At 69.8% G+C, this 14,834-nt stretch carries 9 protein-coding genes; 8 read left to right on the top strand and 1 reads right to left on the bottom strand.

Annotated elements, in window-relative coordinates:
* Positions 1 to 172: 172 nt before the first annotated feature.
* The 8 genes from ald to C4T78_RS32820 all read left to right on the top strand — a co-directional run bounded on the left by ald (position 173) and on the right by C4T78_RS32820 (position 14,014).
* A complete protein-coding gene (gene ald, locus C4T78_RS32850) occupies positions 173 to 1,288 on the top strand; it encodes an alanine dehydrogenase (RefSeq protein WP_093356988.1) in 1,116 nt (371 codons plus the stop codon).
* Positions 1,289 to 1,877: 589 nt separating this feature from the next.
* Positions 1,878 to 2,408 (top strand): hypothetical protein, encoded by a 531-nt coding sequence (locus C4T78_RS32845; RefSeq protein WP_093357174.1) that lies wholly within the window; start codon positions 1,878 to 1,880, stop codon positions 2,406 to 2,408.
* A gap of 107 nt (positions 2,409 to 2,515) precedes the next feature.
* Positions 2,516 to 3,511 (top strand): ABC transporter ATP-binding protein, encoded by a 996-nt coding sequence (locus C4T78_RS32840; protein WP_093356987.1) that lies wholly within the window; start codon positions 2,516 to 2,518, stop codon positions 3,509 to 3,511.
* Positions 3,511 to 4,365, top strand: a complete 855-nt coding sequence (locus C4T78_RS32835) for an ABC transporter permease (protein WP_093356985.1) — start codon at positions 3,511 to 3,513, stop codon at positions 4,363 to 4,365. Before C4T78_RS32840 ends, C4T78_RS32835 begins: the two co-directional genes overlap by 1 nt.
* Before the next feature lie 258 nt (positions 4,366 to 4,623).
* Entirely contained in the window at positions 4,624 to 8,343 is a 3,720-nt protein-coding gene (locus C4T78_RS32830) for an ABC transporter ATP-binding protein (protein WP_177247751.1), read from the top strand.
* Between the two features lie 736 nt (positions 8,344 to 9,079).
* Positions 9,080 to 12,700: a multifunctional oxoglutarate decarboxylase/oxoglutarate dehydrogenase thiamine pyrophosphate-binding subunit/dihydrolipoyllysine-residue succinyltransferase subunit gene (locus C4T78_RS32825; RefSeq protein WP_235863794.1), complete on the top strand. Its 3,621-nt coding sequence runs from the start codon at positions 9,080 to 9,082 to the stop codon at positions 12,698 to 12,700.
* A gap of 263 nt (positions 12,701 to 12,963) precedes the next feature.
* Positions 12,964 to 13,140, top strand: a complete 177-nt coding sequence (locus C4T78_RS36665; protein WP_093157878.1) for a DUF6104 family protein — start codon at positions 12,964 to 12,966, stop codon at positions 13,138 to 13,140.
* 325 nt (positions 13,141 to 13,465) lie between these two features.
* Positions 13,466 to 14,014: a dihydrofolate reductase family protein gene (locus tag C4T78_RS32820; RefSeq protein WP_093356981.1), complete on the top strand. Its 549-nt coding sequence runs from the start codon at positions 13,466 to 13,468 to the stop codon at positions 14,012 to 14,014.
* A gap of 91 nt (positions 14,015 to 14,105) precedes the next feature.
* Here C4T78_RS32820 and C4T78_RS32815 read toward each other — a convergent pair whose 3' ends face one another.
* A complete protein-coding gene (locus C4T78_RS32815; protein WP_093356979.1) occupies positions 14,106 to 14,741 on the bottom strand; it encodes a hypothetical protein in 636 nt (211 codons plus the stop codon).
* Positions 14,742 to 14,834 lie beyond the last annotated feature (93 nt).

Genomic DNA, 14,834 nt, shown 5'->3' with positions numbered 1-14,834 from the left:
CGGTGGTGCGGAACCGCGCTTCGGGACCAGCCCACCGCGCGGCTTCGCGGCGGCGCTCGGTTTGTGCTGCGAGCACAAACGCGCCGGGGCAATCTCATCGCGTGGGAATGATGCGCCCCCGGCATCGGCGGCGGATCGTTGTGCGCAACACAGGAGACGAAAGGATTTCCCCGTGAAGATCGCCGTGCCGCGCGAGATCAAGAACAACGAGTACCGGGTCGCGATCACCCCTGCGGGCGTGCACGAGCTCAGCAGCCGCGGGCACGACGTCTTCGTCGAGACCGACGCGGGTGCGGGCTCCTCGATCCCGGACGAGGACTTCCTCTCCGCGGGCGCGAAGGTCCTGCCCAGCGCCGATGACGTGTGGGCCGAGGGCCAGCTCGTGCTCAAGGTCAAGGAGCCGATCGCCGAGGAGTACCCGCGGCTGCGCCGTGACCAGGTGCTGTTCACCTACCTGCACCTGGCCGCCTCCGCGGAGCTCACCGACGCGATGCTGGACTCCGGTATCACCGGCATCGCCTACGAGACCGTGCAGACCGCGAACGGCGCCCTGCCGCTGCTCGCGCCGATGAGCGAGGTCGCGGGCCGGCTCGCTCCGCAGGTCGGTGCCTACTCGCTGATGCGCCCCAGCGGCGGCCGCGGCGTGCTGCCGGGCGGCGTGCCCGGTGTGCACCCGGCCCGCGTCGTGGTGATCGGTGGCGGTGTCGCGGGCCTCAACGCCGCGCGCGTCGCGCTGGGCATGGGCGCCGACGTGGAGCTGCTGGACACCAACGTGGACAAGCTCCGCGAGATCGACCGCGACTTCCACGGCCAGATCCGCACCGTGACCTCCAACCGCTACACCGTCGAGCAGGCGGTGCGCGCCGCCGACCTGGTCATCGGCGCGGTGCTGATCCCGGGGGCGAAGGCCCCGACGCTGGTCTCCAACCACCTGGTGTCGGAGATGAAGCCGGGCAGCGTGCTGGTGGACATCGCGATCGACCAGGGCGGCTGCTTCGCCGACTCGCGTCCGACCACGCACGACGACCCGACCTACCGCGTGCACGACTCGGTCTTCTACTGCGTGGCGAACATGCCGGGCGCGGTCCCCAACACCTCGACCCACGCGCTGACCAACGTCACGCTGCCCTACGTGCTGCGGATCGCCGACCAGGGCTGGCAGCAGGCGTGCCGCGCGGACGCCGCGCTGGCGGGCGGGCTCAACACCCACGACGGCAAGCTCGTCAACGCCCCGGTCGCCGAGGCGCACGGCCGCACCAGCACCCCGATCAGCGACGTCCTGTCCTGACCGATCTCCCGGATGAACCCCGTCACCGCACGCCGGTGGCGGGGTTCGCCGCGTTCCGGACGGGTGCGGCTGACAGAAAGGTTCCCTTGCTCGCACGCCACCGGAGGGAAGGTCCCCTGCTCACGGGTCGGCGGGTGCGGCTGACAGGAAGGTTCCCTTCCGCAGTTCAGCGGGCCGACCGTGACAGGAAGGTTCCCTTGCTCGCGTCGCAGCCTCGCCGCGGGCAGGCAGAAGCGCCCGGACCGGATGGTCGCCGGTCGGGCGGGGAACGATCACGTGGTTGCACGGCGTGGTGGACGCTGAATGCGAAGAGGTCTCAAACAGCCGAACGGGGCGGCCCGCTCAACCAGCCTGGGGGTCACCGGGAGCAGGCCGCCACCGTCAGTGTAGGGCACGATCGCCCATTTGCCGACGCCGCGAGCACCCACTCGGCGGGCATTTTCGAGCCGAATCGATAACCACTCGATGGAGTGAGGTCGAGTCCCTGCTTGTGCAGGCGTGGCGCCCGACTGCCGATGTCACCCGTTGGGACCAGCCCGGCGGACCCGTTCAGCGGGCTGCCGCAAGCGCTACGACGGGAGGCGAAGTGGTGGACACGCCGTTACGCAAGGCCGTTCTCGACCGGCTCGACAACCTCGACCGGGTGGTGACCGACGATGACGCCGAAGTGCTCCTCCCCCTCGCCCGCGCCGAGCTCTACCGGCTCACCTCGGGGTTGCGGGCGCTGCTCGACGAGCACCAGCCCGGAGAGGACGGCAGGTGCCCCTCGTGCCAGGGAACGCTGCGCAGTCGGCCGTGGCCGTGCACGGTGTGGTTGACCGCGCACCGGCAGCTCATCGGCGACCACTCCGGCCGACCGGCCCGCACGACGCGGCTGGACGCGCTGCGGCGGAGGTTGACCCGCAGACCCGCTCAGGAGGAATCCGACGTGGAAGTCATCCCGCAACCGATCGTCTCCTCGGCCGGATCCGGCCCCAGCGACTGGGACACCAACGAGTTCACCCGACCCGATCTGACCGTCGGTCCGCCGCCCGAACCGCCGGTGGGCGGGCACCTCGAGACCGATCACCGCAAGATCTACCGCGCGGCGGTGATCGATCGCGGCATCCAGTGGCCGTAGCCGCACCCGTTGTGAGCTGGGCAGGAAAACCACCACTCCGCACCTGCACCCCGACTTCGTCCGGCAGGATGGACGGCGTCGGGTGAACAGGTGATGTTGGAGGGTGTGTGCACGACGGCAGCGGCCGGATCATCGTGCGAGGTCTCAGCAAGAGCTACGGGCCGGTGCACGCGGTCCAGAACCTCGATTTCACGGTGCGGCCAGGCACGGTTACCGGGTTCCTCGGCCCCAACGGGTCCGGGAAGACCACGACGCTGCGCATGATCCTCGGCCTGGTGACGCCCACCGCGGGCACCGCCACGATCAGCGGTCTGCCGTTCCACCAGCTGCCCAACCCCGCGACGGTGATCGGCGCCGTCCTCGACGCGCAGAGCTTCCACCCGGGCCGCACCGCGCAGAACCACCTGCGCTGCTACGCGGCGGCCATGAACGTGCCGGACGAGCAGGCCGACCGGGCGCTCGAACTCGTCGGCCTGGCACCCGCCGCGAAGCGCAAGCCCAGCGGCTTCTCGCTGGGCATGCGGCAGCGGCTGGCCCTGGCCACGGCGCTGCTCGGCGATCCGCAGGTGCTCGTGCTGGACGAACCGGCCAACGGGCTCGACCCGGAAGGCATCGCCTGGCTGCGCAACTTCCTGAAGGCCTTCGCCGCGAGCGGCCGCACCGTGCTGATGTCCAGCCACTTCCTCCGGGAGATCGAGCACACCGTGGACCAGCTGGTGGTCATCAGCCGCGGGCAGTGCGTCTACGACGGCAGCATCGAGCAGCTGCGCGCCGCCCAGCAGTCGCGCGCGCTGGTGCAGGCCGCCGACCCGGGTGCGCTGGCCGAGAAGCTGCAGGAGGCCGGCTACCGCATCGAGTACGTGCCGGACGGGCGGTTGGCGGTGCTCGAAGCGGATTCCCGCACGGTCGCCGACCTCGCGCTGAACGCCGGGATCGCGCTCTACGGCATGCAGGACGAGCGGATCGGCCTGGAGCAGCTGTTCTTCCAGCTCACCAACGGCCAGTACGCGGGCGTCCCGCAGGCCGTGCCCGGAGCCCAGGCGTGGGCCCGGCCGACCGGCCCGCAGCCCGACGACCAGCGCGGACTCGGGGGGCGCATGTGATGGGCGCGCTGATCAAGGCGGAGTTCCGCAAGACCTTCACGACCAATCTGTGGTGGGCGCTGCTCATCCCGGTCGCGGTGATCGGGTTCGGCGCCGGCTGGATGGGCACCAGCTTCGTCGGATTCCTCAACAGCATCCAGCAGCTGGACCGGCCGGTGCCGCTGGCACTGCTGTCGGTGGCCATGTCGGCGAACTTCAGCACCATCTTCGGCGCCCTGTTCGGTGCGCTGTGCGTCGCGGGCGAATACCGGAACAAGACCATCACGACCAGCTTCCTGACCAGCAATCCGCGCAGCGCGGTGCTCATCGCGAAGCTGGTCCTGGCGGCGGCCGTCGGCGCGGTGTACGGGCTGGTCAACGTGCTGTGCGCGAGCCTGGGCGGGCTCGTCGGCGCGAGCCAGGACATCGGGCAGTTCGGCGACATCGGCGACTGGCTGAGCGTCGGCGCCACCTGCGTGCTCGCGATGGTGCTGTGGACGCTGCTCGGAGTCGGGTTCGGCGCGCTCGTCGCGAACGCGGTGCTGGCGATCATCCTGCCGCTGGTCTACAAGTTCGTCGTCGAGTTCATCGTCTCGATGGCGCTGGTGAGCTCCAACGTCTCCGGCATCGGCCCGTACCTGCCGGGCTCGGCGGGCAACGGGATCGTGTCCAACCTGGCGGTGCCGCTGTTCATCGCGGCAGTGGCCGGACCGGACGAACCGGACGTGCCGCGGGTGGCCTTCGAGCTCCTGCACGTGTTCTTCGGCGGCCACTACGGGCACGCGTGGTGGGCGAGCATGCTCACCTTCCTGGCCTACACCGCCGTGTTCATCGCCGGTGGCTGGTGGGCCAGCCGCCGCCGCGACATCGCCTGAGCCGACGCGAGGATGGGAACCTTCCTGTCACCGGCACGCCCGCTGACGTGAGGATGGGAACTTTCCTGTCAGCCCACCGATGCCCTGGGCATGGGAACCTTCCTGCCACGGCACGGGCGCTGACGTGAGGAAGGGAACTTTCCTGTCACCGGCGCGGGCGCGGGGTGACAGGAAGGTTCCCATGCTCCACCGGTTGGTGAGGTCACACCGCGGGGTTGGGCGGACTGCGTGGTCGGTGGGTCGGCATAACCTTGCTGCGTGAGCGACTCCGGTAATCCCCGCCCGTCATCCGGCGGCTGGATCCGTCGCCTCTTCGCCGCTTGTCGACGGCACCCGGTCGCCCTGGCGCTGGCGATGGGCGCGTCGGTCACCGCCGTCGGCCTGGAGGCCCTGGTCCCGCTGCTGACCAAGCTGGCGGTGGACGACGCCGTCGCCAACACCACCGACCGGTTGTGGTGGATCGTGGTCGTCCTGCTCGTGCTCGGCGTGTTCCGCTTCGGCGCGGCGTTCGTCCGCCGCTACAGCGCCGGGCGGCTTGCGCTCGACGTGCAGCACGACCTGCGGCGCGCGGTGTTCGGTGCGATGCAGCGGCTGGACGGCGGCAAGCAGGACGCGTTGCGCACCGGGCAGGTGGTGTCGCGGTCGATCAGCGATCTGCAGCTGGTGAACTCGCTGCTGTCGATGGTGCCGCTGGCGGCCGGGACCGCCGTGCTGGCGCTGTTCGCGATCATCGCGATGCTGTGGCTGTCGCCGCTGCTCACCGTCGTCTCGCTGATCGTCGCTCCGCTGATCGCGGTGGTCTCCGCGCGCAGCAAGAAGCGGTTGTTCCCGGCGACGTGGTCGGCGCAGCAGCGCGCCGCCGACATCGCTCAGCACGTCGAGGAAACCGTCACCGGTGTCCGGGTGGTCAAGGGCTTCGGGCAGGAGGACCGCGAGGTCGGGCGGCTGGAGACCCGGGCGCGGCGGCTGTTCGGCGAGCGGCTGCGCGCTGCCCGCATGACCTCCACACCGGCGGCGAGCCTGGCCGCGCTGCCGTCGGCGGGCCAGGTCGGGGTGCTCGGGCTCGGCGGCTGGATGGTGCTGCAGGGGCAGGTCAGCCTGGGCACGTTCGTGGCCTTCGCCGGTTACGTCGCGATGCTCGGCGGTCCTGCTCGGATGCTGTCGAGCGTGGTGATCCAGGCGCAGCTCGCCCGTGCCGGTGTCGAGCGGATCCACGAGCTGATCGACTCGCAGCCCGAGGTGCAGGAGAAGCCCGGTGCGGTGCGGTTGCCGGAGGGCCCGCTGGAGGTGCGGTTCGACGAGGTGACCTTCGGCTACACCCGGGACCAACCGGTGCTCTCGGAGGCTTCGCTGCAGGTGCGGCCGGGTGAGACGGTGGCGCTGGTGGGCCCGGCCGGTTCGGGCAAGTCGACGGTCTCGCTCCTGCTGACCCGCTTCTACGACGTGCACTCGGGCAGCGTCGCGATCCGGCCAGCGGAGGACGGCGCCGCTGCCCACGACATCCGCGATCTGCGGCTGGACTCGCTGCGCAGCGCTGTCGGGGTGGTGTTCGAGGAGGCGTTCCTGTTCTCCGACACCATCCGCGGCAACATCGCCTACGGTCGCCCGGACGCTTCGGAGGCCGACGTGATCGCCGCGGCGAAGGCCGCGGAAGCGCACGAGTTCATCACCTCGCTGCCGGACGGCTACGCCACCGAGGTCGGCGAGCGGGGCCTCACCCTCTCCGGTGGTCAGCGGCAGCGCGTCGCGCTCGCTCGGGCGCTGCTGTCGAACCCGCGGATCCTGGTGCTCGACGACGCCACATCGGCCGTCGACCCGGCCACCGAAGCCGCGATCCACGACACCCTGAGCTCGGTGACCGCCCAGCGCACGACGCTGCTGATCGCGCACCGCCGCTCGACGCTCGCGCTGGCCGACCGGATCGCCGTGCTCGACGAGGGCCGGGTCGTCGACGTGGGCACCGAGGCGGAGCTGACGCAGCGCTGCGAGCTGTTCCGGGCGCTGCTGGCCGGTCCCGGCGACTCCATCGACGACCGCCGAGACGGCTCGCTGACCTCGAACGACGCGGGCATCACGCCGGAGCTGTGGCCGGAGCCGGACGAGTCCGAGAGCGGTGGATCGATGCCGCCGACGCCGGAGCTGGTCGAGGGCATCCGGAAGCTGCCGCCGGCGACCGACCGGCCGGACCTGCGCGACGAGGACCCCACCGCGCCTGACCCGGACTTCAAGCTCTCCAGGCTGCTGCGGCCGATCCGCTGGGGCCTGCTGCTGACCGTGCTGCTGGTCGCCGGTGACGCGCTGACCTCGATCGCGCTGCCGTCGCTGGTGCGCCAGGGCATCGACGGCGGCATCAGCACCGGCAGCGTCGACGTCCTGTGGTGGGCGACCGCGCTGGCCGGGCTGATCGTCTGCATCGGGTGGCTGGTGGTCAAGCTGCAGACCGTCATCACCGCGCGGACCGGAGAGACCCTGCTCTACCTGCTGCGGTTGCGCAGCTTCGCGCACCTGCAGCGGCTCGGCCTGGACTACTACGAGCGCGAGCTGGCCGGCCGGATCATGACGCGGATGACCACCGACGTCGACGCCCTGTCGACGTTCTTGCAGACCGGGTTGGCGACGTTCGTGGTCAGCGTGCTCACCCTGTTCGGCATCGCCGGTGCGCTGCTGGTCACCGACGGTTCGCTGGCCCTGGTCGCGATGGCGGTGCTGCCGGTGCTGCTGGTGGCGACGCTGATCTTCCGAAGGGTCTCCTCGGTCGCCTACGCCGAGGCGCGCGAGCGGGTCAGCACGGTCAACGCGGACCTGCAGGAGAACGTCTCGGGCATGCGGGTGGCGCAGGCGCACCGGCGCGAAGGCCACGCGGCGAAGGTGTTCGCGCAGCGCAGCGACGCCTACCGACGTTCGAGGCTGCGCGCCCAGCGCTACATCGCGACCTACTTCCCGTTCGTCGCGCTGCTGTCCGAGATCGCCCAGGCCGCGGTGCTCGGCGTCGGTGCCGCGCGGGTCGCCTCGGGTGACCTGACACCGGGTGTGCTGGTGGCGTTCCTGCTCTACCTCGGGTTGTTCTTCGCACCCGTGCAGCAGCTGTCCGGCGTCTTCGACGGCTACCAGCAGGCGATGGTCGGGCTGCGGCGCATCGGTGACCTGCTGCGCACCCCGACCTCCGTGCCCCAGCCGACCGATCCGGCACCGGTGCCCGAGCGGCTCAGCGGCGAGGTCGAGCTCCGGTCGGTGTCGTTCCGCTACTCCGGGACCGAGCAGTTCGCGCTGCGCGACGTCTCGCTGCGGGTGCGCGCCGGTGAGACGGTCGCGCTGGTCGGCGCCACCGGTGCGGGCAAGTCGACGCTGATCAAGCTGATCGCGCGGTTCTACGACGTCACCGACGGCGCGGTGCTGATCGACGGGGTGGACGTGCGCCACTACGACTTGGCGGCGTTCCACCGGCGGCTGGCGGTCGTGCCGCAGGAGGGGCACCTGTTCACCGGCGATGTCGCCGACAACATCGCCTACGCGCGCCCGGGCGCCGAGCCAGCCGAGGTGGAGGGCGCGGCGCGGGCGGTCGGGGCGCTGCCGGGCATCGCGATGCTGCCCAGCGGCTTCCGCCAGCAGGTCGGCGAGCGCGGCCGCGGCCTGTCCGCGGGCCAGCGGCAGCTGGTCGCGCTGGCCCGCGCGGAGCTGGTCGATCCCGACGTCCTGCTGCTCGACGAGGCGACCGCGGCGCTGGACCCGGCGACCGAGTCGATGGTGATCGCAGCCAGTGATCAGCTCGCCGCGCAGCGCACCACTTTCGTGGTCGCGCACCGGCTGGCGACCGCGGCCCGCGCGGACCGCATCGTGGTCGTCGACGACGGCCGGATCGTCGAGCAGGGGTCGCACGCCGAGCTCCTCGACGAGGACGGCCACTACGCGCGCCTGTGGCGAGCGGCGGACGCGACCGGCGACCGGCACGCGACCGCCGACAGGTCCAGCATCGCCTGACGGCGCTGCGAGCATGGGAACTTTCCTGTCACCCACCGGCCGGGGCACGCGGCGGTTACGTGAGGAAGGGAACCTTCCTGTCAGCCGAATCCCCAGCGCAGCTGGGCCGTAGCTGCGAGGAAGGGAACCTTTCTGTCATTCGCCCCGCCCCGGAACGCGCGGCGGCCGCGTGAGGAGGGGAACCTTCCTGTCAGCCCGCTCCCCCGGCGTGGCGAGCCCGGGCTGCAAGCATGGGAACTTTCCTGTCATCCACCGCGCCGGGCGGCGGTGCGAGCACGGGAACCTTCCTGTCACGGTCCGCGACAGCGTCGGCACTGCGAGATACTGGTGTTGCCGCTGGTGAGACGCGTCACCCGGCCGGTTCCGGGATCCGGGAAACCTGGTCACGGGTCGGGAACACAGCGTGTCGTTGAAACGTCATACTGGTTACGGGCGACAACCCAGATGGAGTATTGGCAAGCGACGCCGAATCGCGAACGAGGCATGTTGTGCGGCCGTTGATCTTTCACGTGAGCCGAACCGGGCCGATCCCGGCGCAAGCTGGGCTTTCCTGATCGATTTTGTGACCGAGGTCGTCAGCCGAACGGCCGTCCTGTGTGCCAACCTCGCGAATCGGACCGCTAGCCTGGTACCCGAGTGTGTCTGTAAATCACGAGCATATGGATCGAGGCGAACGCCAGCCGTGTCCAGCAGCCCTGCGTCACAGTTCGGCCCCAACGAGTGGTTGATCGAGGAGATGTACGAGCGGTACCTCCAAGATCCCACTTCCGTAGACTCGGCGTGGCACGAATTCTTCGCCGACTACCAGCCGGGCCAGGCAGCCACCGAGAACACCGCTGCTGCGGCCGCCGCTGCAGCGGCCCCGACCACCACCGCCACGCGCGCAGGTGGGACCAACGGCCAGGTCCCGACCGCCGCACCGGCCGCACCTCCGGCGAGCAAGCCGGCCGCTGCGCCCAAGCCGTCGCCGCAGCAGGCCGCGAAGGCCGCTCCGGTCAAGGAGCCGCAGGCCAGCGGTGACGTCAAGACGCTGCGCGGCGCGGCGGCTGCGATCGCCAAGAACATGGACCAGTCGCTGACCGTGCCGACCGCGACGAGCGTGCGCGCGGTGCCGGCCAAGCTGCTGTTCGACAACCGCATCGTCATCAACAACCACCTGAAGCGGAACAAGGGCGGGAAGATCTCCTTCACCCACCTGATCGGCTACGCGCTGGTCCGGGCGGTGCGGGACTTCCCGAACATGAACCGCCACTACGGCGAGGACGCCAAGGGCAAGCCCGCGGCCATCACGCCGGAGCACATCAACCTGGGCCTGGCGATCGACCTGCCGGGCAAGGACGGGTCGCGCAACCTCGTGGTCGCCTCCATCAAGGGCTGCGAGGACATGACGTTCCACCAGTTCTGGCAGGCCTACGAGGACATCATCCGCAAGGCGCGCAACAACGCGCTGACCGCGGACGACTTCGCGGGCACCACGATCTCGCTGACCAACCCGGGCCCGTCGGGCACCAACCACTCGGTGCCGCGGCTGACCAAGGGCCAGAGCGCGATCATTGGCGTCGGCGCGATGGACTACCCGGCCGAGTTCCAGGGCGCCAGCGAGAAGGCCCTGGTCGACATGGGCATCAGCAAGATCGTGACGCTGACGTCCACCTACGACCACCGGGTCATCCAGGGCGCGGAGTCCGGTGACTTCCTGCGCAAGATCCACCAGCTGCTGCTGGGCGAGGACAACTTCTTCGACGACATCTTCGCCTCCCTGCGCATCCCGTACGAGCCGGTGCGCTGGACGCAGGACATCCCGGAGGGCGCGGTCGACAAGACCGCCCGCGTGCTGGAGCTGATCGACGCCTACCGCACCCGCGGTCACCTGATGGCGGACATCGACCCGCTGAACTACCGGCAGCGGCGGCACGAGGACCTCGACGTCCTGTCGCACAGCCTGACGCTGTGGGACCTGGACCGGGAGTTCGCCGTCGGCGGGTTCGCGGGCAAGGAGCACATGAAGCTCCGCGACGTGCTGGGCGTGCTGCGCGACTCCTACTGCCGCACCGTCGGCGTGGAGTACATGCACATCCTGGAGCCCGACGAGCGCGAGTGGCTGCAGCAGCGGGTCGAGAAGCCGCACACCAAGCCGGACCCGACCGAGCAGAAGTACATCCTGTCGAAGCTCAACGCGGCCGAGGCCTTCGAGACGTTCCTGCAGACCAAGTACGTCGGGCAGAAGCGGTTCTCGCTGGAGGGCGCGGAGACCGTGGTGCCGCTGCTGGACGCGGTGCTGGACACCTCCGCGGCGCACGAGCTCGACGAGGTCGTCATCGGCATGCCGCACCGCGGTCGGCTGAACGTGCTGGCCAACATCGTCGGCAAGCCGATCTCGCAGATCTTCCGGGAGTTCGAGGGCAATCTGGACCCGGGTCAGGCGCACGGCTCCGGTGACGTCAAGTACCACCTCGGCGCCGAGGGCAAGTACTTCCGGATGTTCGGCGACGGCGAGACCAAGGTGTCGCTGACCTCCAACCCGTCGCACCTGGAAGCCGTGGACCCGGTGCTGGAGGGCATCGTCCGCGCCAAGCAGGACATCCTGGACAAGGGCCAGGAGGGCTTCACCGTCCTGCCGGTGCTGCTGCACGGCGACGCCGCCTTCGCCGGCCAGGGCGTGGTGGCCGAGACGCTGAACCTGTCGCTGCTGCGCGGTTACCGCACCGGTGGCACGGTGCACGTGATCGTCAACAACCAGGTCGGTTACACCACCGCGCCGGAGCACTCCCGCTCCAGCAAGTACTGCACCGACGTGGCGAAGATGATCGGCGCGCCGGTCTTCCACGTCAACGGTGACGACCCCGAGGCCTGCGTCTGGGTCGCGCGGCTGGCCGTGGAGTACCGCCAGGCGTTCGGCAAGGACGTCGTGATCGACATGGTCTGCTACCGGCGCCGTGGTCACAACGAGGGCGACGACCCGTCGATGACCCAGCCGAAGATGTACGACGCGATCGACAAGATGCGCAGCGTCCGCAAGGTCTACACCGAGTCCCTGATCGGCCGCGGCGACATGACCGTCGAAGAGGCCGAGAAGGCGCTGAAGGACTACGCCGCTCAGCTGGAGCACGTGTTCAACGAGGTCCGCGAGCTGGAGAAGCACCCGCCGACGCCGAGCCCGTCGGTGGAGTCCGAGCAGCAGGTGCCGCGCGGCCTGGCGACGGCGATCTCGCGGGAGACCGTGGAGCGCATCGCCGAGGCGCAGATCGACCTGCCCGAGGGCTTCACCCCGCACCCGCGGGTCAAGCCGGTGCTGGAGCGCCGCGCCAAGATGGGGCGCGAGGGCGGCATCGACTGGGCGTTCGGCGAGCTGCTGGCGTTCGGTTCGCTGGTGATGGAGGGCCGCGGGGTCCGGCTGACCGGCCAGGACAGCCGCCGCGGCACGTTCGGCCAGCGGCACTCGGTGCTGATCGACCGCAAGAACAACACCGAGTACACGCCGCTGCAGAACCTGTCGGAGGACCAGGCGAAGTACCTGGTTTACGACTCGGCGCTGTCGGAGTTCGCGGCGCTGGGCTTCGAGTACGGCTACTCGGTGGCCAACCCGGACGCCCTGGTGCTGTGGGAGGCGCAGTTCGGCGACTTCTTCAACGGCGCCCAGTCGATCATCGACGAGTTCATCTCGTCCGGTGAGGCCAAGTGGGGCCAGCGCTCCGACGTGGTCATGCTGCTGCCGCACGGCCACGAGGGCCAGGGCCCGGACCACACCTCCGGTCGCATCGAGCGCTGGCTGCAGCTGTGCGCCGAGGGCTCGATGACGGTCGCGATGCCGTCGACCCCGGCGAACTACTTCCACCTGCTGCGGCGGCACGCGCTGGACGGCATCCACCGCCCGCTGGTGGTGTTCACGCCGAAGTCGATGCTGCGGTTGAAGGCCGCGACCAGCCCGGTCGAGGACTTCACCGAGGGCAAGTTCACCTCGGTGATCGACGACCCGACGCAGCCGGACCCGGCGAACGTCCGCAAGATCGTGATGTGCACCGGCAAGCTGTACTACGAGCTGGCGGCGCACCGCGACAAGGAGGGCATCACCGACACGGCGGTCGTCCGGCTGGAGCAGCTTTACCCGCTGCCGCACCGCAAGCTGGGCGCGCTGCTGGAGCGGTACCCGAACGCCACCGAGGTCCGGTGGACCCAGGAGGAGCCGGCCAACCAGGGTGCCTGGCCGTTCCTGGGCCTGGCGCTGCCGGAGCTGTTCCCGCAGCTGGTCGGCAAGCTCCAGCGGGTCTCGCGTCGTCCGATGGCCGCCCCGGCCACCGGTATGGCCAAGGTCCACGAGGTCGAGCAGGCCGAGGTCGTGCGCAACGCCTTCGCCTGATCCACGGCTGCGAACGGGCCGTCGGTTCTTCGGAACCGGCGGCCCGTTTTCGCACGTCGGGGGCGTGGGTGACAGGAAGGTTCCCATGCTCGCAGCACCGGATCGCGGAGCCTGGTGCATCCGGGCGGCGCGGGCATGGGTACCTTTCTGTCACCCGGGTGCGGTGCGGTTCCCCGCGCCGCACCCGGGTTCGCGTTTCGTACTCTGCTGTTCTGGCCACCCCGATTCCACGGCCAGAACGCGAAAACCCCTAGGAGGAAGCGGTGTACTTCACCGACCGCGGCATCGAGGAGCTTGAGGACCGTCGCGGTGACGACTCGGTCACCTTGTCGTGGGTAGCCGATCGGATGCGCGCCTTCGTCGACCAGAACCCCGAGTTCGAGGACGCCACCGAGCGGCTGGCCACGTTCCTCGCCCGCGACGACGCCGACGACGAGTGACGGCGCGAGCAGCTGCCGGATGAGCCCCGATCCGACCACGAGAGTGGCGGCGGGGCTCTTTTCCGTTTTCGGGCCAGCGTCGTGCTCCTAGGCCGAGGCGCAGCACGTTGCGCCGGTCGTTGATGAGGACGACGTCGGTTCTCCCGTGGCGCACGCCCACGAACGGGTTCGAATGCATGACGGCGGCCCGAGCCGGCGAGAACGGCCGCCGCTGATCGCGACGCACCCGTTGCACGCCGTGATCCGCTCTTGCTAACCTCCAATCCGATTGTAAAATGCAATCGGATTTTGGAAGAGCCACGGGACTTCAGGAGATCGCTTCCCCATGCGCAAGCTCATCTCGTTCACCGGCATCAGCCTCGACGGCTACTACAAGCGCACCAACGAGGCTTTCGACTTCCCCAACGTCGACCAGGAGTTCTTCGACTTCTGCAACCGGCAGAACGCCTGCATCGACACGCTGGTGTTCGGGCGCGAGACCTACGAGCACATGGCCGCGCACTGGCCGAACGCCACCGAAGGCGACCCCGAGATCATCGAGTTCATGAACAGCATGCCCAAGGTCGCGGTGTCCTCGACGCTCGAGCGGGCCGACTGGAACAACACCACGCTGGTCCGCGACGACCTCGCCGGGGCCATCAAGGAGCTGAAGGACCGCCCCGGCAAGGAGATCGCGCTGTTCGGCAGCGTGCAGCTGACCGCGAGCCTGCTGGAGCTGGGACTGATCGACGAGCTGCGCATGATCGTCTTCCCGCTCCTCCTGGGCGAAGGCGTCCCGGTGTACTCGACGCTGGGCGGCCAGGTCGAGCTCGAACTCCTGCGGACCACGAGCTTCCAGTCCGGCAACGTCCTGCTGACCTACCGGCCCGCCTGACACCGGGTCGGCTTCGCGGCCGGGATGACAGGAAGGTTCCCATCCTCACACCGGCGGGCGAGCCGGTGACAGGAAGGTTCCCCTGCTCGCATCAAAGGTGGTGGCGGGTGAGGCTGCGGCGGAGCCGGTAGAGGTTGCGCGCGGCCGCGGGCTGGCCGTGGTTGGGGCTGGTGGCGGCGCTGCGCTCGTCGGCCCACTCCTCGTAGACCAGGACGCGGCTGCCATCGGTGCTGATGTGGAAGTGGGCCGCTCGCAAGCCCAACGGGAGGTCGGGCGGAGTCCCGAGCCGGGCCTGCGCCTCGGCCACCAGCCGCTCCGCGTGCTCCGGCCCGTCGGCCTCCGAGACGAACGCCGCGACGACCTCGCCGCCCGGCCCGTCGGCGACGATGCTGCCGCGCAGGCGGTACCTGACCAGTCCGGGCCGTTCGATGCCCGGGACCGCCTCGTCGATGCCGCGCACCAGGGTCGGCCGGTAGGTGCGGACGAACTCGCGGTGCGCTTCGTCGTCGGTCCACTGCGCGTAGTTCAGGACGGCCTCACCGTCCAGGCTGACGAAGCAGTTCAGCGACAGGAAGGCCTCCGGCCAGGGCGCGGCCTTCCACTCCTCGATCGTCGCGTCCACCGCGGCGCGCTGCCGCTCCGGCGTGCCCACCAGCCACGGGCTCACCAGGATCGTGCCGACATCGGTTCGGGTGATTTCCGGCAACACGATTCGGTCAGGATTCATCGGACGCTCCGCGTGATCGGCGAGGGGTTGCCCGACCATCCTCGAACTTCCAGTTTGGTGGAGGTCAAGCCCGCAATCGGGATGGCAGGAAGG

Source organism: Saccharopolyspora kobensis (genome assembly GCF_900108315.1).
Taxonomy (GTDB): Bacteria; Actinomycetota; Actinomycetes; order Mycobacteriales; family Pseudonocardiaceae; genus Saccharopolyspora; species Saccharopolyspora kobensis.
This window is presented reverse-complemented; position numbering and strand designations above follow the sequence as displayed.

Excerpts from the sequence above, each read along its gene's own strand:
- C4T78_RS32835 (WP_093356985.1), top strand. The coding sequence starts at position 3,511 with ATGGGCGCGCTGATCAAGGCGGAGTTCCGCAAGACCTTCACGACCAAT.
- C4T78_RS32825 (WP_235863794.1), top strand. The coding sequence starts at position 9,080 with ATGTACGAGCGGTACCTCCAAGATCCCACTTCCGTAGACTCGGCGTGG.
- C4T78_RS32820 (WP_093356981.1), top strand. The coding sequence starts at position 13,466 with ATGCGCAAGCTCATCTCGTTCACCGGCATCAGCCTCGACGGCTACTAC.
- C4T78_RS32815 (WP_093356979.1), bottom strand. The coding sequence starts at position 14,741 with ATGAATCCTGACCGAATCGTGTTGCCGGAAATCACCCGAACCGATGTC.